The organism is Micromonospora yongxingensis (assembly GCF_052601155.1).
The window spans coordinates 108,489-124,201 of sequence record NZ_JBQXEO010000014.1 but is presented as its reverse complement, the minus strand read 5'-3'; the positions used below and the strand labels follow the sequence as shown (position 1 = coordinate 124,201).

Annotated in this window: 12 protein-coding genes; 4 read left to right on the top strand and 8 right to left on the bottom strand. The window is 72.6% G+C overall.

The annotated features are described in order from the left end of the window. Positions 1-17 precede the first annotated feature (17 nt). Entirely contained in the window at positions 18-1,148 is a 1,131-nt protein-coding gene (locus ACTWLT_RS18720; protein ID WP_445319488.1) for a PP2C family protein-serine/threonine phosphatase, read from the bottom strand. A gap of 58 nt (positions 1,149-1,206) precedes the next feature. Here ACTWLT_RS18720 and ACTWLT_RS18715 point away from each other — a divergent pair, with 58 nt between their 5' ends. Next, on the top strand, positions 1,207-1,848 hold the full coding sequence (locus ACTWLT_RS18715) for a MarR family winged helix-turn-helix transcriptional regulator (RefSeq protein WP_445319487.1): 642 nt from the start codon (positions 1,207-1,209) through the stop codon (positions 1,846-1,848). Positions 1,849-1,874: 26 nt separating this feature from the next. Here ACTWLT_RS18715 and ACTWLT_RS18710 read toward each other — a convergent pair whose 3' ends face one another. After that, positions 1,875-3,548 carry a PP2C family protein-serine/threonine phosphatase gene (locus tag ACTWLT_RS18710; RefSeq protein ID WP_445319486.1) on the bottom strand — a complete coding sequence of 558 codons (1,674 nt, stop codon included), beginning with the start codon at positions 3,546-3,548 and terminating at the stop codon, positions 1,875-1,877. A gap of 125 nt (positions 3,549-3,673) precedes the next feature. Next, a complete protein-coding gene (locus ACTWLT_RS18705) occupies positions 3,674-4,912 on the bottom strand; it encodes an ROK family transcriptional regulator (RefSeq protein WP_445319485.1) in 1,239 nt (412 codons plus the stop codon). 78 nt (positions 4,913-4,990) lie between these two features. On the opposite strand from ACTWLT_RS18705, the gene xylA reads away from it, so the two are divergent. The 3 genes from xylA to ACTWLT_RS18690 all read left to right on the top strand — a co-directional run bounded on the left by xylA (position 4,991) and on the right by ACTWLT_RS18690 (position 9,140). Then, a complete protein-coding gene (gene xylA / locus ACTWLT_RS18700; protein WP_445319484.1) occupies positions 4,991-6,178 on the top strand; it encodes a xylose isomerase in 1,188 nt (395 codons plus the stop codon). Positions 6,179-6,188: 10 nt separating this feature from the next. Beyond that, the gene (gene xylB / locus ACTWLT_RS18695; RefSeq protein WP_445319483.1) at positions 6,189-7,613 is read left to right on the top strand and encodes a xylulokinase; all 1,425 of its coding nucleotides are present in this window, start codon (positions 6,189-6,191) and stop codon (positions 7,611-7,613) included. A 93-nt stretch (positions 7,614-7,706) separates the two neighbouring features. Continuing rightward, positions 7,707-9,140, top strand: a complete 1,434-nt coding sequence (locus ACTWLT_RS18690) for an MFS transporter (RefSeq protein ID WP_445319482.1) — start codon at positions 7,707-7,709, stop codon at positions 9,138-9,140. 250 nt (positions 9,141-9,390) lie between these two features. Here ACTWLT_RS18690 and ACTWLT_RS18685 read toward each other — a convergent pair whose 3' ends face one another. The 5 genes from ACTWLT_RS18685 to ACTWLT_RS18665 all read right to left on the bottom strand — a co-directional run bounded on the left by ACTWLT_RS18685 (position 9,391) and on the right by ACTWLT_RS18665 (position 15,693). Next, the gene (locus tag ACTWLT_RS18685; protein WP_445319532.1) at positions 9,391-11,022 is read right to left on the bottom strand and encodes a glycoside hydrolase family 13 protein; all 1,632 of its coding nucleotides are present in this window, start codon (positions 11,020-11,022) and stop codon (positions 9,391-9,393) included. 127 nt (positions 11,023-11,149) lie between these two features. Next, positions 11,150-12,196 (bottom strand): LacI family DNA-binding transcriptional regulator, encoded by a 1,047-nt coding sequence (locus ACTWLT_RS18680; RefSeq protein WP_445319481.1) that lies wholly within the window; start codon positions 12,194-12,196, stop codon positions 11,150-11,152. A gap of 66 nt (positions 12,197-12,262) precedes the next feature. Beyond that, complete coding sequence (locus ACTWLT_RS18675) at positions 12,263-13,228, bottom strand: carbohydrate ABC transporter permease (protein ID WP_445319480.1); 966 nt, start codon at positions 13,226-13,228, stop codon at positions 12,263-12,265. Position 13,229: 1 nt separating this feature from the next. Further along, entirely contained in the window at positions 13,230-14,276 is a 1,047-nt protein-coding gene (locus ACTWLT_RS18670; RefSeq protein WP_445319479.1) for a carbohydrate ABC transporter permease, read from the bottom strand. Between the two features lie 70 nt (positions 14,277-14,346). Further along, positions 14,347-15,693: an ABC transporter substrate-binding protein gene (locus ACTWLT_RS18665; RefSeq protein WP_445319478.1), complete on the bottom strand. Its 1,347-nt coding sequence runs from the start codon at positions 15,691-15,693 to the stop codon at positions 14,347-14,349. Positions 15,694-15,713 lie beyond the last annotated feature (20 nt).

Below are 15,713 nucleotides of genomic sequence, written 5' to 3'. Positions count from 1 at the left end.
GGCGGCGGGCGGGCCGGTCACGGCTGTGGGCCGGTCCAGTCCAGGCAGACCACCACCGCGTCGTCGACGAGATCGCCGGACACGAACGCGCGCAGGTCCCCGATCAGCGACCGTACGGCGTCCAGCGGCTCCATCGGGCCGGTGCGCCGTAGGAACCGGTCCAGCGCCGTCTCTCCGTAGCGCACGTCCCGCCCGGTGGCGTCCACCACACCGTCGCTGACCACGAAGAGCCGGTCGTTGCGCTCCAGCGTGATCCGCTGCTCGTGGTAGTCGGTGGCCTCGAACATGCCGAGCGGGAACTGCGCCTCCAGCGGTTGCTCGCTGACCTCGCCGTCGCGCAGCAGGACCAGGCGGGGCGAGCCGGCGTCGACCACGGTCATCGCCCCGGAGCGCAGGTCCAGCTCCATCAGCAGCGCGGACAGGTGCCGTTCACCCCGGTACTCGTCGTAGAGGGCCTGGTCGGCGAGGGCGGCCTGGTCGGCGAGGCTGAGCCCGGCCCGGCGGGCGTTGCGGAGCGCGTGGGTGGCCAGCGAGGTGAGCAGGGAGGCGGCGACGCCCTCACCGCTGCCGTTGACGGTGGACAACCAGAGCCGCTGCCCGTCGTCGGACCAGTCGAAGCTGTCGCCCCGCACCGCGTACGCCGGCTCCAGCTGCCCGGCCAGGCTGAACGAGGGCCGGATGCGGCTGCGGCCGGGCAGCAGGTCCCACTGCATCTCCGCAGCCAGGGTGAGCCGCTGGCTGCGTCGTGCCGCGCGGTACACGTCGGTGCCGGCGGACACGGCCGCCAGCTCGTGGGCGAGAGCGGTGGCGATGTCGGCCAGTTCGCCGAAGAGGGTGGGGTCGTCCTGGACCGGTCCCAGTCGCAGCACGCCCCGACGTTCGCCGCGCATGCTGACCGGAAACCAGGCGGTGTCGTCGGCGAGCACCGGTGACTGGTGGTCGAAGGCGCGCCAGGCGGGGTGCCCGGGACCCGTGATGGGGTCACCCTCGGTGAGCGGCAGGAGCTCCGAGAGCCGGTAGTCGACCTGGTACAGCTCCGCCTCGGTGATGCCGTACGACCCGGCCAGAACGTCCGCGATTCCGCCCACAAGTTGGTCGGCGGGTGTCTCGTTCAGGGTACGTCGTGCCCGATTGACCGGTTCACTCATCACCGCTCCCTTGATCAAAGCTCGACCACCAGTGGGTTCGGAGTAGTCTCGGGCCACCATGGCCGAACTGCACGGTCCACCGGACCCCGAGACGAGTATGGCTGCCGCACTGGACGCGGTGGCGGGAGCCCTGCTGTCCGTGTGGGAGTCCGCCCGGGAGGGCACCGCCAGCAGGGTGTCCGGAGCCCAGCTACGGGCTGTGATGGTGGTCGAGCAGTTCGACGGGATCAACCTGCGCCGGCTCGCCTCCAGACTCGACATGCTGCTCAGTTCCGCCAGCCGGCTCTGCGACCGTCTCGTCGCCGCCGGAATGCTGGAGCGCGAGCCGGGCCGCTTCGATCGGCGGGAGATCGCCCTGCACCTCACGCCCGAGGCTCGCCGGCTCCTGGCCGAGCTGCGGGCCGACCGTGAGACGAAGCTCGCCGTCGTGCTGGCCGGGATGACCCCGGCGGGCCGCGACGCGCTGCTGCGCGGCATGCGGGAGTTCGACGAGACCGCCCGCCGGCTGCAGGCCCCGAGCGTGCCGGCACCGGGCGGCCCGGACGGCCCGGACCGGCCGACCGGTCAGGGGGAGGACTGGCCGGAGGAGCCGGACCGGCCGACCCCGGCGGTGTGGCCGAGCCGCACCGCTGGCCCGGAGCGGATGGGCGCATCCCGGGAGCAGCCGACCGGCGAGCCGCCGGTGGCACGTACCGCCTGATCCCGCCGGCGGCCGTGGCCGGTCGGTCACGCCGACGCCGAGGCGCACACGACCAGCATCGCGATGTCGTCGTGGGCCTGCCCGTTGAGCCACTCGTCGACCAGCTGGAGCAGCCGGTCGACCAGTGCCGCCGGGGGCAGCCCGGCCGCCGAGAGGAGCGCGGCGCGCAGCCGTGCCTCGCCGAACACCTCCGCACCGCGCGGTCCGCCGCGCGCCTCGGTCACCCCGTTGGTGTACGCCAGCAGCAGGTCACCCGGGGCGAGACGCACCCGGGTCTCGGCGAACCGGGCGGCTGCCAGCGCGCCGACCGGCATTCCGCCGACCGGAACCGGGGTGACCGTGCCGGCAGTGGTCAGCAGCAGCGGCGCCGGATGGCCACCGCCGGCGATCCGCATGTCGACCCCGGCCGGTAGGCGGTCCAGCGAGCCGAGCAGCAGGGTGGTGAACTGGCTGCGGCGCGCCGCGTCGGGCGCGTCGAACAGTGCCCGGTTGAGCAGCCGGATCAACTCCAGCGGGCGCTGCTCGACCAACCGCAGCGTCTGCAACGACTGGCGGACCCGCCCGGTCAGGACGGCGGCGTCGACGCCCTTGCCGCACACGTCCCCGAGCGCGAACAGCGCACCGCGAGGGTGCGGGAACACCTCGTAGAAGTCACCGCCGATGCGCAGGGTGTCGCCCGCGGCCCGGTAGCCGCCGGCCATGCTCACCCCGGCCACCGGGGGCAACGCCGGCGGGAGCAGGCTGGTCTGCAGCACTCGGGCCAGGTGGGCCTGCTCGCCGTACAGCTCGGCGGCGGCCAGCGCGGCGCCGGCCCGGGTGGCGAATTCGCGGGCCAGCTCGACGTCGCGCCGGTCGAAGGCGGCCCACCCCGCCCGGCGGATCAACAGCAGGGCACCGGTCGGGCCGCCCGCGCTGAGCATCGGGCTGACCAGCACGGTGCCCGGCTGGCCGAATCCGGGCGGCAGCACGCTGGCCAGGTCGGCGAACTCCGCGTCCGACCACGGGCTCGGCTCGGTGGGCTTACCGTCCAGCGCCTCGCTCAGCCCGGGCACGCCGCCGGTCAGCGTCGGTTCGGCCAGCCCGGCGACCGGGGCCGGCTCGCCGTCGGCGTACCGGATCCAGTTGACGTGCGGCTCGCTCGCCACCGGCGGGCGGTGCAGCACCACGGCGGCGTCGGCGAGGTACGGCACGGCGAGTGTCGCGGTGGCCCGGAGCGTCTGGTCCCGGTGCAGGGTGAGCCCCAGCCGGCTGCCGACCTGGGCGAGGAAGGCGGTGCGGGAGCGCTCGGCCAGGAGGGCGTCGGTGCGGGCGTGCTCCTCGGTGACGTCCCGGATGTACCAGGCGTAGCGGCCGTCGGCGAGCTGTCGCCGGGCGCCGCGCAGTCGCCGGCCGCCGTGCTCGGCCTCGAAGGTCTCGGTGCCGTCGGCGATCGCACGGGCCAGCGACGGCACGGGGCACCGGGACAGGTCGACGCCTGCGGTGATCTCCGGGAGCAGCTCCGTCGCCATGGCGTTGACCAGGGTGACGCAGCCGTTCGCGTCGGTCGTCAGCACAGCCTCGGCGAGCCCGTCGAGCAGCTCACGGGCCAACCGGGGGTCGGCCGGCAGCGGACCGCCGGTGGACCGCCGGGTCGCTCGGCGGGACGCCTGGCCACCGTCGCTCGCCGGGCCGGTGATGCCGCCCCGTCGGGTCGTGGTCACCGCCCGACGCCGGCCCGCGTCTGACGACCTCTGCGCATGCTGCTCCTGGCTCCTCGCCTGGGGATCGTTGCGTGAGGGCAAGCGTACCGAGCCCTTCCGACCGCCGCCCAGAGCGGCGGGCCGGCTCAGCCGCAGCGGGCCAGCCAGCCGCCTGGTCGAGCGACGATCCGGCGGACCACCGAGCCGGCCGCGCCCACCACGGCGGCCTCCGCGCCGAGCGTCGACGGTCGGACCGTGACCGGTGACCAGGCGGCGGTGAGCACCCGGGCCGCGATCTCGGTGAGCACCGGCGGGCACAGCCAGGGTGCCAGCGGCGCGTACCCACCGCCGAGCACCACGGTGTCCAGGTCCAGCAGGTTGACCACGCCGGCCACCGCGACACCGAGCGCGGTCCCGGCGTCGCGCAGGGCCCGCAGCGCGGCGTCGTCGCCCGCCTCCGCCAGCTCGGCCAGCCGGACGGTCGCCGTGTCCGCGGGAAGCTCCGCCCGGGCCAGGCCGGCGGCGGCCACGATCGCCTCCTGGCCGGCGTACTGCTCCAGGCATCCTCGTCCGCCGCAGCGGCACGGGCGGCCCTGCGGGTGGACCGGCAGGTGCCCGATCTCGCCGCTCCAGCCGCGGACGCCGCGGAACAACGCGCCGTCCAGCACGATCCCGGCGCCGATGCCGACCTCGCCGGAGATGTGCAGGAAGCTGGCCGGGCCGGGTGGCCGGGAGTGCAGCTCGCCGAGCGCGGCGAGGTTGGCCTCGTTGTCCACCATCAGAGCCGGTACGCCGGGCACCTGCTCGGTCAGCCCCGGGTGCTCGGCGAGCAGCGCGGGCACCGCGACGTTGCGCCAGCCGAGGTTCGGCGCGAGCCGGACCAACCCGGCGTCGTCCACGAGGCCGGGTACGGCGAGCGCGGCCCCGGCCAGGGTGAGGCCCTGCCGGTCGGCGTCGGCCCGGGCCCGCGCGGCCAGCTCGACGAGTCGGGCGAGGGCGTCGGCGGGGTCGACCGGGCGCAGGTCGGCCCGGTGCACGGTGCGGTGCCGCACCTGCCCGGCGAGGTCCACGACGCAGACCGCCAGGTAGTCGACGTTGACCTCCAGGCCGAGGCCGGCCGGCCCCTGGTCGGCGAGCACCAGACCCCGGGCCGGTCGGCCGGCGCCGGTCCGGGGCGCCGGATCGGCCTCGCTGACCAACTGGCCGGCGAGCAGGTCCTCGACCACCGCGGAGACGGTGGCCCGGGTCAGGCCGGTCGCCGTGGCCAGGTCGGCCCGGGACGGGGGTCGGTCGGCGGCGGCGATCCGGCCTAAGACCAGGGCGAGGTTGAGTTCGCGCAGGCTGCCCTGACGGGCGGCGCCGGCCGGGGCGTGGGTGGGGCTCACCCCTTGACAGTGCCACAGGGTGGGCAAATAATTCAATCGTTGAACAAATAGCGGACACCACCACCCCGGAGGTTGCTCATGGCACCGCGTCCCACCCCCGCCGACAAGTTCTCCTTCGGGCTCTGGACGGTGGGCTGGCCGGCCCGCGACCCGTTCGGTGACGCGACCCGGCCCGAGCTCGACGCCGTCGAGGCGGTGCACCGGCTCGCCGAGCTGGGCGCGTACGGGATCACCTTCCACGACGACGACCTGATCCCGTTCGGGGCCGACGCCGCCACCCGCGACCACCACATCGCCCGGTTCCGCAAGGCCCTCGACGAGACCGGCCTGGTGGTGCCGATGGTCACCACCAACCTCTTCACCCACCCGATCTTCAAGGACGGCGGCTTCACCAGCAACGACCGCGACGTCCGCCGCTACGCGCTGCGCAAGGTGCTGCGCAACGTCGACCTCGCCGCCGAGATGGGCGCCAGCACGTTCGTCATGTGGGGTGGTCGCGAGGGCTCCGAGTACGACGTCGCCAAGGACGTCCGCGCCGCGCTGGACCGCTACCGCGAGGCCGTCGACCTGCTCACCCAGTACGTCATCGACCGCGGCTACAACCTGCGCTTCGCCCTGGAGCCCAAGCCCAACGAGCCGCGCGGCGACATCCTGCTGCCCACCGTCGGGCACGCGCTGGCCTTCATCTCCCAGCTGGCCCACCCGGAGATGGTCGGCCTCAACCCCGAGGTCGGGCACGAGCAGATGGCCGGGCTCAACTACGCCCACGGCATCGCCCAGGCGCTCTGGCAGGGCAAGCTGTTCCACCTGGACCTCAACGGCCAGCGGGGCATCAAGTACGACCAGGACCTGGTCTTCGGCCACGGTGACCTGATGAACGCGTTCGCCCTGGTGGACCTTCTGGAGAACGGCGGCCCGAACGGCGGCCCGACCTACGACGGCCCCCGGCACTTCGACTACAAGCCCTCCCGCACCGAGGACATGGACGGGGTGTGGGCGTCGGCGGCCGCCAACATGAGCACGTACCTGCTGCTCAAGGAGCGGGCGGCGGCGTTCCGCGCCGACCCGGAGGTCGTCGAGGCGCTGGCCGCGAGCAAGGTCGGCGAGCTGAGCACGCCGACGCTCGGCGCTGGCGAGGGATACGACGAGTTCCTCGCCGACCGGTCGGCGTTCGAGGACGTCGACGTCGACGCGGTGGCCGCCCGGGGCTACGCCTTCGTCCGGCTCAACCAGCTCGCCGTCGAGCACCTGCTCGGCGCTCGCTGAGGGCCCGGCCATGCCGCTGGTCGCGGGCGTCGACTCGTCCACACAGTCCTGCAAGGTGGTCATCCGGGACGCGGAGACCGGCACACTGCTGCGGCAGGGCCGCGCACCGCACCCGGATGGCACCGAGGTCGACCCGGAAGCCTGGTGGCAGGCGCTGCGCAGCGCCACCGACCAGGCCGGCGGGCTGGCCGACGTGGCGGCGGTCTCGGTCGCCGGCCAGCAGCACGGCATGGTCTGCCTCGACGAGGACGGCCGGGTGGTTCGTCCGGCACTGCTCTGGAACGACACCCGATCCGCCGATGCCGCCGCCGACCTGGTCCAGGAGGCCGGCGGCGGCGCGACGGGGCGCCGGTTCTGGGCCGCGGCCACCGGCAGCGTGCCGGTGGCCAGCTTCACCATCACCAAGCTGCGCTGGTTGGCCCGGCACGAGCCGGAACTGGCCGCCCGGGTGGCCGCCGTGTGCCTGCCGCACGACTGGCTGACCTGGCGACTGGCCGGCGCTCCGGGGTTGGCCGCGCTGCGCACCGACCGGGGTGACGCCAGCGGCACCGGCTACTGGTCGCCGGCCACCGGCGAATACCGACTCGACCTGCTGGAGCGGGCCTTCGGGCGGCGGCTGACGGTGCCCGAGGTGCTCGGTCCGGCCGAGTCGGCCGGCACCCTTGCCGACGGGCTGGGTGGGTCGGGCGCGTTGCTCGGCGCGGGCACCGGCGACAATGCCGCCGCCGCGCTCGGCGTCGGCGCCGGCCCCGGTGACGTGGTCGTCTCCATCGGCACCTCCGGCACCGTGTTCAGCGTCGCCGACGTGCCGGCCGCCGACGACAGCGGTGCGGTGGCCGGCTTCGCCGACGCGTCCGGCCGCTTCCTGCCGCTGGTCTGCACGCTCAACGCCGCCCGGGTGCTGGACGCCGCCGCCGCGCTGCTCGGCGTCGGCCTGGACGAGCTGGCCGAGCTGGCGCTCTCCGCGCCGGCCGGTGCGGACGGGCTGGTCATGGTGCCGTACCTGGAGGGCGAGCGGACACCGAACCGTCCACTCGCCACCGGCGCGGTGCACGGGTTGACCCTGCGCACCTCGACCCCCGCGCACCTGGCCCGGGCCGCCGTGGAGGGCATGCTCTGCGCGCTCGCCGACGGCCTGGACGCGCTGACCGCGCAGGGTGCCACCGTCCGCCGGGTCATCCTGGTCGGCGGCGGTGCCCGGTCCGCCGCGGTCCGCCGGATCGCACCGCAGGTCTTCGGCTGCCCGGTGGTCGTCCCGCCCGCCGGGGAGTACGTCGCCGACGGCGCCGCCCGACAGGCCGCCTGGGTCGCCCTGGGCGGTCCGACGCCGCCGGTGTGGGAGCTCAAGGGCACCGAGGAGTACGCGGCCGAGCCCGTGCCCGCCGTCCGCGAGCAGTACGCCGCAGCCCGCGGGTTGGTCCTCGACCGCCGCTGACCGTCGGGATCGACGCGGGTGGGTGCTGGTTGACGGTGACCGGCACCCACCCGCGTGACGACCGCCGCACCGGAGTCTGGTTGGCTGCCGGTCATGACGGTGACCAGTGGCGGGCCCGGCCCACGTCCGCCTGGCCGGGGCGGTGGTCCGGCCCACCGGTTGTACAGCGTCGTGGTGTTCGTGCTGCTCGCTTCCCTGGACAACGTGGCGATCGGGCTGGTCCCGCCGCTGTACGGCCCGATCTCCGACGCGTTCCAGGTGTCGGGACGGCTGGTGGGTCTGGTCACCGCGGTCAGCTTCCTGGTCAGCGCGGTGGCGGCGGTCGGCTGGGCGTACGTCGGCGACCGGACCAACCGCAAGCCGCTGCTCATGGTGGGCACGCTGCTCTGGGCGGCGGGCACCGGCGGCAGCGCGCTCGCCGGTGGTTACCTGACGTTCCTCGCCGCACAACTGGTCGCGGCGGTCGGCCTCGGTGCGGTCGGCTCCGTCGGGTTCTCGGTGGTCACCGACCTGATCTCACCGAACCGGCGCGGGTTGGTGATGAGCTTCTGGGGGCTCTCCCAGGGGGTCGGCACCCTGGCGGGCACGCTCGTCGGCGGGCTGCTCGGGGCGGCTGACTGGCGGCGACCGTTCCTGATCCTGACCGGCGTCGGCCTGGTCGCCGCCCTGGCGTACCTGTTCACGTACGACGTCCGCCGTGGCCAGAGCGAGCCGGAGTTGGCCGGCAGGCTGAACGCCGGCGCCGAGTACGACTATCGGATCAGCCGCGCCGACCTCCCGCGCATCCTGGCCCGACGGACCAACCGGTGGCTGATCCTGCAGGGCCTGACCGCGCAGGCCGCCTTCGGCTCACTGGTCTGGCTGCCGGTGCTCTTCGCCGAACGGGCCGAGGCCCAGGGATATTCGACGTCGACCGCGGTGGTGGTGGGCAGCGTGTTCGCCACACTGTTCCAACTCGGCGGCGTGCTCTCCATCGTGGGTGGCCTGATCGGCGACGCGGCGCAGCGGCGTACGCCGAGAGGGCGGGCCCTGGTCGCCGCGGTCGGCATCCTCGCCGCGCTGCCGTTCTACCTGGTGCTGTTCTTCGTCCCGGTGACCATCGACGTGCCGGACGGTGCGAGTGGCGGCGCGGTGATCGGCGCAGTGCTGGCCAGTGTCTTCACCGAGCCGTCGGTGGGGCTGAGCCTGCTCACCGCCATCGTTGCGCTCGCGCTGACCTCGGCCAACTCGCCGAACTGGTTCGCGCTGATCGCCGACGTCAACCCACCGGAGCACCGGGGCACCGTCTACAGTCTGGGCAACCTGGTCAACGGGGTTGGTCGCGCGGCCGGCAACGGGTTGGTCGGGGTGGCGTTCCAGGGGCTGCGAGCGGCATTCCCGCCGCCGTTGAACTTCGCCGTCGGGCTGGCCGCGTTCCAGCTCTTCTTCATCCCCACCGGCGTCATGTACTGGCTCGCCTCGCGGACCTCACCGGCGGACATCGAGAACGTGCACGACCTCCTGCACACCCGCGCCGACCGCCTCTGAGCCCGGCGCCGCGCGATCTTGGCATGCAGGTGCGGCGAGACGGCCGCGTCTGCCGGCGGCAAGGGTGTGGCGCGGGGCGTGGCGTGAAGGCGCCTGGGCGTGACGCCGAGGCGCGGCGGCGTGGAGCGGCGGCGCGCGGCGTCGTGCGGGGCGTGAATCGTTTACGACATCAGCTCCACAGCGACCCGGCCCCACCTCGACCGGCCCGCCCGTGAGCAACGCTCGGCGGGACGGGCCGGTCGGCTCAGGGTCAGCCGCGCAGCCAGACGGTCACGTCGGTCGGAACCGCGCCGTCGTCGTCCAGCGGTGCGCTGGCGGCCAGCACCTCGGCACCGGCCGGGACCGGCACCGGCGCGTCACCGAAGTTGGTCAGCACGGTCAGCTCACCGTTGCGGAAGGTCAGCACCTCGTCGCCGGAGGACAGCCACTCCAGCGTGCCGCGGCCCAGCCCGTGGGCGCGGCGCAGCCGCAGCGCCGTGCGGTACAGCTCGTACGTCGAGCCGGGCACGTCGCGCTGCCGGTCCAGGGCGTACTCCGCGAACACCGGCGGCTGCGGCAGCCAGCTGGCGTCGGTCGGGCCGAATCCGTACGACGGCGCGTCGGCCTCCCACGGGATCGGCACCCGGCAGCCGTCGCGGCCACGCTGGGTGCGCCCGCTCCGCTCCCAGGTCGGGTCCTGCCGGGCCTCGTCGGGCATCGTCGTGTGCTCGGGCAGCCCCAGCTCCTCGCCCTGGTAGAGGTAGGCCGAGCCGGGTAGGGCGAGCATCAGCAGGGTGGCGGCGCGGGCCCGGCGCAGGCCGAGCGCGGCGTCCGGCTGCGGGTCCCCGATTCCGATGCCGTTGGGCCGGACGGTGCCGATCGGCAGGCCGAGCCGGGAGGCATGCCGTACCACGTCGTGGTTGGACAGCACCCAGGTCGTCGGCGCGCCGACCGAGTCGGTCGCCTCCAGCGAGCGGGTGATCACCGCGTACTGGGCCGGCGCGGTCCAGGCGGCGAGGAGGTACTCGAAGTTGAACGCCTGGTGCATCTCGTCCGGGCGGACGTAGCGGGCCAGCCGCTCGGCCGGCTCCACCCACGCCTCGGCGACCAGCACGCGCTCGCCGGGGTAGCTGTCCAGGACCTGCCGCCACTGCCGGTAGATCTCGTGCACGCCCTCCTGGTCCCACATCGGCGGGCGCGGCTTGTCCACCTCGTTGCCGGAGAGGATCTCCTGCGGCTCCTGCCAGTCGGCCAGGTCGGCCTGCTTGACCAGGCCGTGCGCCACGTCCACCCGGAAGCCGTCCACCCCACGGTCGAGCCAGAACCGGAGCACGTCCAGGAACTCGGCGTGCACCTCGGGGTTGTCCCAGTTGAGGTCCGGCTGCCCGGTGTCGAACAGGTGCAGGTACCACTGGCCGGGCCGCCCGTCCGGCCCGAGCGTCCGGGTCCAGGCCGGGCCGCCGAAGACGCTCTGCCAGTCGTTCGGCGGCTGGTCGCCGTTCGGGCCGAGGCCGTCACGGAAGATGTACCGGGCGCGCTCCGGGCTGCCGGGCGCGGCGGGCAGTGCGGCCTGGAACCACTGGTGCGCCGAGGAGGTGTGGTTCGGCACCAGGTCGACGATCACCCGCAGGCCCCGGGCGCGCGCCTCGGCGATCAGCTTGTCCGCGTCGGCGAGAGTGCCGAACAGCGGGTCGACGTCCCGGTAGTCGGCCACGTCGTAGCCGGCGTCGGCCTGCGGCGACGGATAGAACGGGGAGAGCCACACCGCGTCCACGCCCAACTCGACGAGGTGGTCGAGGCGGGCCGTGATGCCCGGCAGGTCGCCGATCCCGTCCCCGTCCGAGTCGGCGAACGAGCGGGGGTAGATCTGGTAGATGGCGGCTTCGGTCCACCAACCGGTGATCGGGTCGCCGGAGGGGGTCTGCTGCGTGTTCAGGGTCGTCTCCCGTGTCGAGCTGTGTGGACTGCCGGGCGGTGCTGCTGCCGGCCACGTCGCCGCCAGCCGCCGGCCGACGGCGGATGGTTGGAGTTCAGTGTGCCCGGGGTGGTGCGGTCGAGTCCCGGACCACCAGTCGAGTGGGCAGGATCACCGGCGTCTCGCCGCCGGCGGTCCGTTGGCCGATGATCGGGCCGATGCTCGGGGCGCCGAGCGGGTCGAGCAGCATCCGGGCGGCCAGCCTTCCCTGCTCGGCGGCGGGCTGGGCGATGGTGCTGAGCCCGAGCACGCCGGCCAGGTCGTGGTCGTCGACGCCGATCACGCTGACGTCCTGCGGCACCCGCAGCCCCGCGTCGCGCAGCGCGGTCATCGCGCCCATCGCCATCTCGTCGCAGGCCGCGAAGATCGCCGTCGGTGGTTCGCCGCGGGCCAGCAACTCGGCTGCCGCCCGGTTGCCGCCGTCGATGGTGAACGTCGACTCCACGTCCAGGCTCGGGTCGGGCCGCAGGCCGGCGGCCCGCAGTTCCGCCTGGTAGCCCCGGCGTCGGTCGAGGTGGGTGGTGAAGGCCAACTCGTCGTCGGGGTCGCCGGAGATGTGCGCGATCCGGTGGTGGCCGAGGTCGAGCAGGTGCCGGGTGGCGGCCCGTGCGGCGGCCAGGTCGTCGATCCGTACGCACGGCCAGTTGGGCACCCTGGTGCCCGAGCTGATGGTCACCCCGGGCAGGTCCAGGGTGGCCAGTGCGGTCAGGTCGGCCGGCCGCAGCGGCGTGGCGACCAGCATGATGGCGTCCACCCGTTTGTGCAGGTTGGCGGTGCGCAGCACCCGTTGGCGGACCTGTTCCCGGCCGCCCAGGTTGTAGAGCAGCAGGTCGTAACCGGAGTCGTGGAGAAACTCCTCGACCGCCTCGACGACCGTGCTGAAGAACCAGCGGGTGATCCGGGGGACGACCACCGCCACCGTGCCGGTCCGGCCGCCGGCGAGCCGGGACGCGCTCGGTGAGACCTCGTAGTCGAGCTGCTCGGCGGCGGCGAGCACCCGGCGCCGGGTGGCGGCCGACACCGTCGGCAGCCCGCGCAGCGCCCGCGAGACGGTGGCCGTGGACACCCCGGCCAGCCGGGCGACATCATCAATCTTCGTCACGCTTCCCCCGCTCGGTACCCGGCGCCCGCCGCCGCCCGAGGGGCCAGGCGACGGCGGGCACGCGGGTCAGCCCTTGACGCTGCCGGCGAGCAGACCTCGCACGAAGTAGCGCTGCAGGGACAGGAACACGATGAGCGGTACGACGATCGACACGAACGCCCCGGCGGTCAGCCGCTGCCACTCGTTGCCCCGGGTGCCGGCCATCTCGGCGAGCCGGACGGTGAGCGGGGCCGTCTCGTCGCTGCCGCCCGCGAAGATCAGTGCGACCAGCAGGTCGTTCCAGACCCAGAGGAACTGGAAGATGCCGAGCGCCGCCAGCGCCGGGGTGATCAGCGGCAGCACGATGGTGCGGAAGATCTTCGGGTGGCTGGCACCGTCGACCCGGGCCGCCTCCATCAGGTCGCCCGGTAGCTGCGAGATGAAGTTGTGCAGCAGGAAGACGGCGAACGGGAGTGCGAAGCAGGTGTGCGCGAACCACACCTGGGCGAACTTCTGTTCGTCGACCAGGTCCCAGGCCGGCATGATGGTGACGCCGCCGAGGGTGACGCCGGTGGAGAAGAACCTCAGCAGCGGCACCAGGGCCATCTGCAACGGCACGATCTGCAGCGCGAAGATGGCGATGTAGAGCCAGTCCCGGCCGCGGAAGTTGATCCACGCCAGCGCGTACGCGGCCAGGCACGCGAAGGCGATCGGGAAGAGCACCGACGGGATGGTGATCGCCAGGGAGTTGATGAAATACCCGGCGAGCTGCCCCGACGAGGACGACCGCCCGAACAGCACCTGCTGGTAGTTCTCCAGGGTGAACTGCGGGTTGGTGAAGGCCGTCCACCAGCCGGTGGTCTTGATCTCGTCCTCCGGCCGGAGGGAGGAGACGAGCAGGCCGAAGGTCGGGATGGTCCAGACCACCGCGATGACGATCGAGACGAGCGTCGCGGTACGGCTGTTCAACCGCTTGCGAACCCGCCCGGCGGTGGACATGGGGCCGTCGGTCTTCTGCGTGCCGACGGCGACGGTGGGCGTTGCGGTCGTCATCTCAGCCCTCCCGCTGTTGACGGAGGTTGCGGATCTGGTAGATCACGATCGGGATGACCAGGATGAAGAGGAAGACCGCGAGCGCGGAGCCCTGCCCGTTCTCGCTGTACCGGAAGGCCTGGTTGTACATCTCGTTGGCGATCACGCTGGTGTCGTAGTTGCCGTTGGTCGAGGTCCGGACGATGTCGAAGACCTTGAGCGTGGCGATCGAGAGGGTCACCATCACCACGATCAGCGCGGGTCGGATGCTCGGCATGGTGATCTGCCAGAACATCTGCCACGGGCTGACCCCGTCGAGCCGTGCGGCCTCCACGATGTCGCCGGGGATGGCCTTGATCGCGGCGGAGAGCACCACCATGGCGAAACCGGCCTGGATCCAGATCATGATGACGATCAGCAGCAGTGTGTTCAGCGGTGACTCGAGCAGCCACTGCTTCGGCTCACCGCCGAGACTGACCACGATCTGGTTGAGCAGACCGATCTGGTCGCCCTCGCCGCGGTAGGCGTAGACGAACTTCCAGATGATGCTGGCGCCGACGAAGGAGATCGCCATCGGCAGGAAGATCAGTGACTTGGCCACCGCCTCGAACCGGGCCTTGTCCACCAGAACGGCGTAGATCAGGCCGAACGCGGTCGCCACCAGCGGGACCAGGAGCACCCAGATCAGGCTGTTGACCAGGACGCGGACGATCGAGTCGTCGGAGAACATCCAGCCGTAGTTGCGAAGCCCCACCCAGTCGTTGCTGTCCCGGTCCATCAGGGAGAGCAACGTGGTGCGGATGGCCGGTACGACCAGGCCGATGCCGAGCAGCAGCAACGTCGGCAGCAGGAAGAAGAGGGCGAAGAGGCCCTCCCGCTGCCTGGGTCGCCTGGTGATCGGCACCCCGCTCACGGAGGCGGCGACGAGCCGCGCCTCCTGTCGCCGGGCGAACCAGGCCGGCACGACGTCGAGCAGCAGAAGCAGACCGCCCACCACCACCACGAAGGCGACCAGCCCGTACATCAGCATGAGGAGCTTCGGCTGCTGATCGGCGAAGTCGAACTCCATCAACCCTCCCCTCTCGGGTCCGATCGGCCGGTGGCCCGGCCCGCACTCGCGGGCCGGGCCACCGCCGGGATCACTTAGGCCAGCTGCTCTCGATGCCCTGGAGCACCGGGGCGGTCGGCTTGCCGTTCAGCCAGTCGACCATGCCCTTCCAGAACGTCCCCGCCCCGACGCCGGCCGGCATCAGGTCGGATCCGTCGAAGCGGAAGACGCCGCTCTTGTCCTGCAGGATCTGGACGGAGAGCTTGTCGATCGGGCTGGCGACGTTGGCGATGTCCAGCTTGTTGTTCGCCGTGACCCAGTTGCCGAGCTTGGCGCGGCTGTTCACGTACTCGGCCGAGGCCAGGTAGGTCTGCACCGCCTGAACCTCGGGACGGTCGGCGTACGCGACGACGAACTCGCCGGCACCCAGCACCGGCTTGCCCTTGGCCGGGTCGATGGCCGGGAAGTAGAAGGCGAACGCGTCGCCGTCCTCGGCCACCTTGGTGCCCTCGGGGAACTGGTTGGCGTAGAACGACGCCTGGCGGTGCATGGCGCACTTGCCGTTGGTGACCGGCACGCCCGCCTCCTGGAAGGAGGTGGTGGTGATGCTCTTGACGCCGCCGAACCCGCCGTTCATGTACTTCTCGTTCTTGAGGATCGTGCCGGCGCGGTCGACCGCCTCGGCGACCCGCGGGTCGTTGAACGGGATGGCGTGGGTCGTCCACTGGTCGTAGACCTCGGGCGTCTGCGTGCGCAGCATGAGGTCTTCGATCCAGTCGGTCGCCGGCCAGCCGGTGGCGTCACCGGACTCGACGCCCGCGCACCACGGCTTCATGCCGCTGGCGGCGATCTTGTCGCTCAGGGCGATGAGCTGGTCCCAGCTGGTCGGAACCTCCCAGCCCTTCTCCTTGAACGTCTTCGGCGAGTACCACACGAAGGACTTCACGTTCGCGCCGAGCGGCACGCCGTAGAGCGTCCCGTTCACGGTGCCGTACTTCAGCCAGTCGGCCGGCATGTTCTGCTCGGCCAGGGCCTTGGTGTCGGCCCCGAGGGACTTCAGCTTGCCGGCGTCGGCGAACCGCTTCACCAGGCCCGGCTGGGGCACGAAGGCGATGTCGGGGGCGTTGCCGCCGTCGACCCGGACGGGGAGCTGCGCCTCGAACTCGCCGCTGCCCTCGTAGTCGATCTCGATGCCGGTGCACTCGGTGAACTGCGACCACGACCGCTCCAGCAGGTCGGCCTCCGCGTCACGGATGGACGCGTAGATGGAGACCTTCTTGCCGTCGTGGCCCTCGTACTTGTCGTATGCGGCACACTCCGCGGAGCCCGCGTTGTCGCTCTTCTTGTCGTCGCCGGTACCGCAAGCGGTGGCGCTGAGCGCCAGCCCGAGTACACCGGCGATCACGAAGGCCTGGCGTGGTCTGGCAAAGACCGCCATGCCGTCCTCCTTCCTAGCCG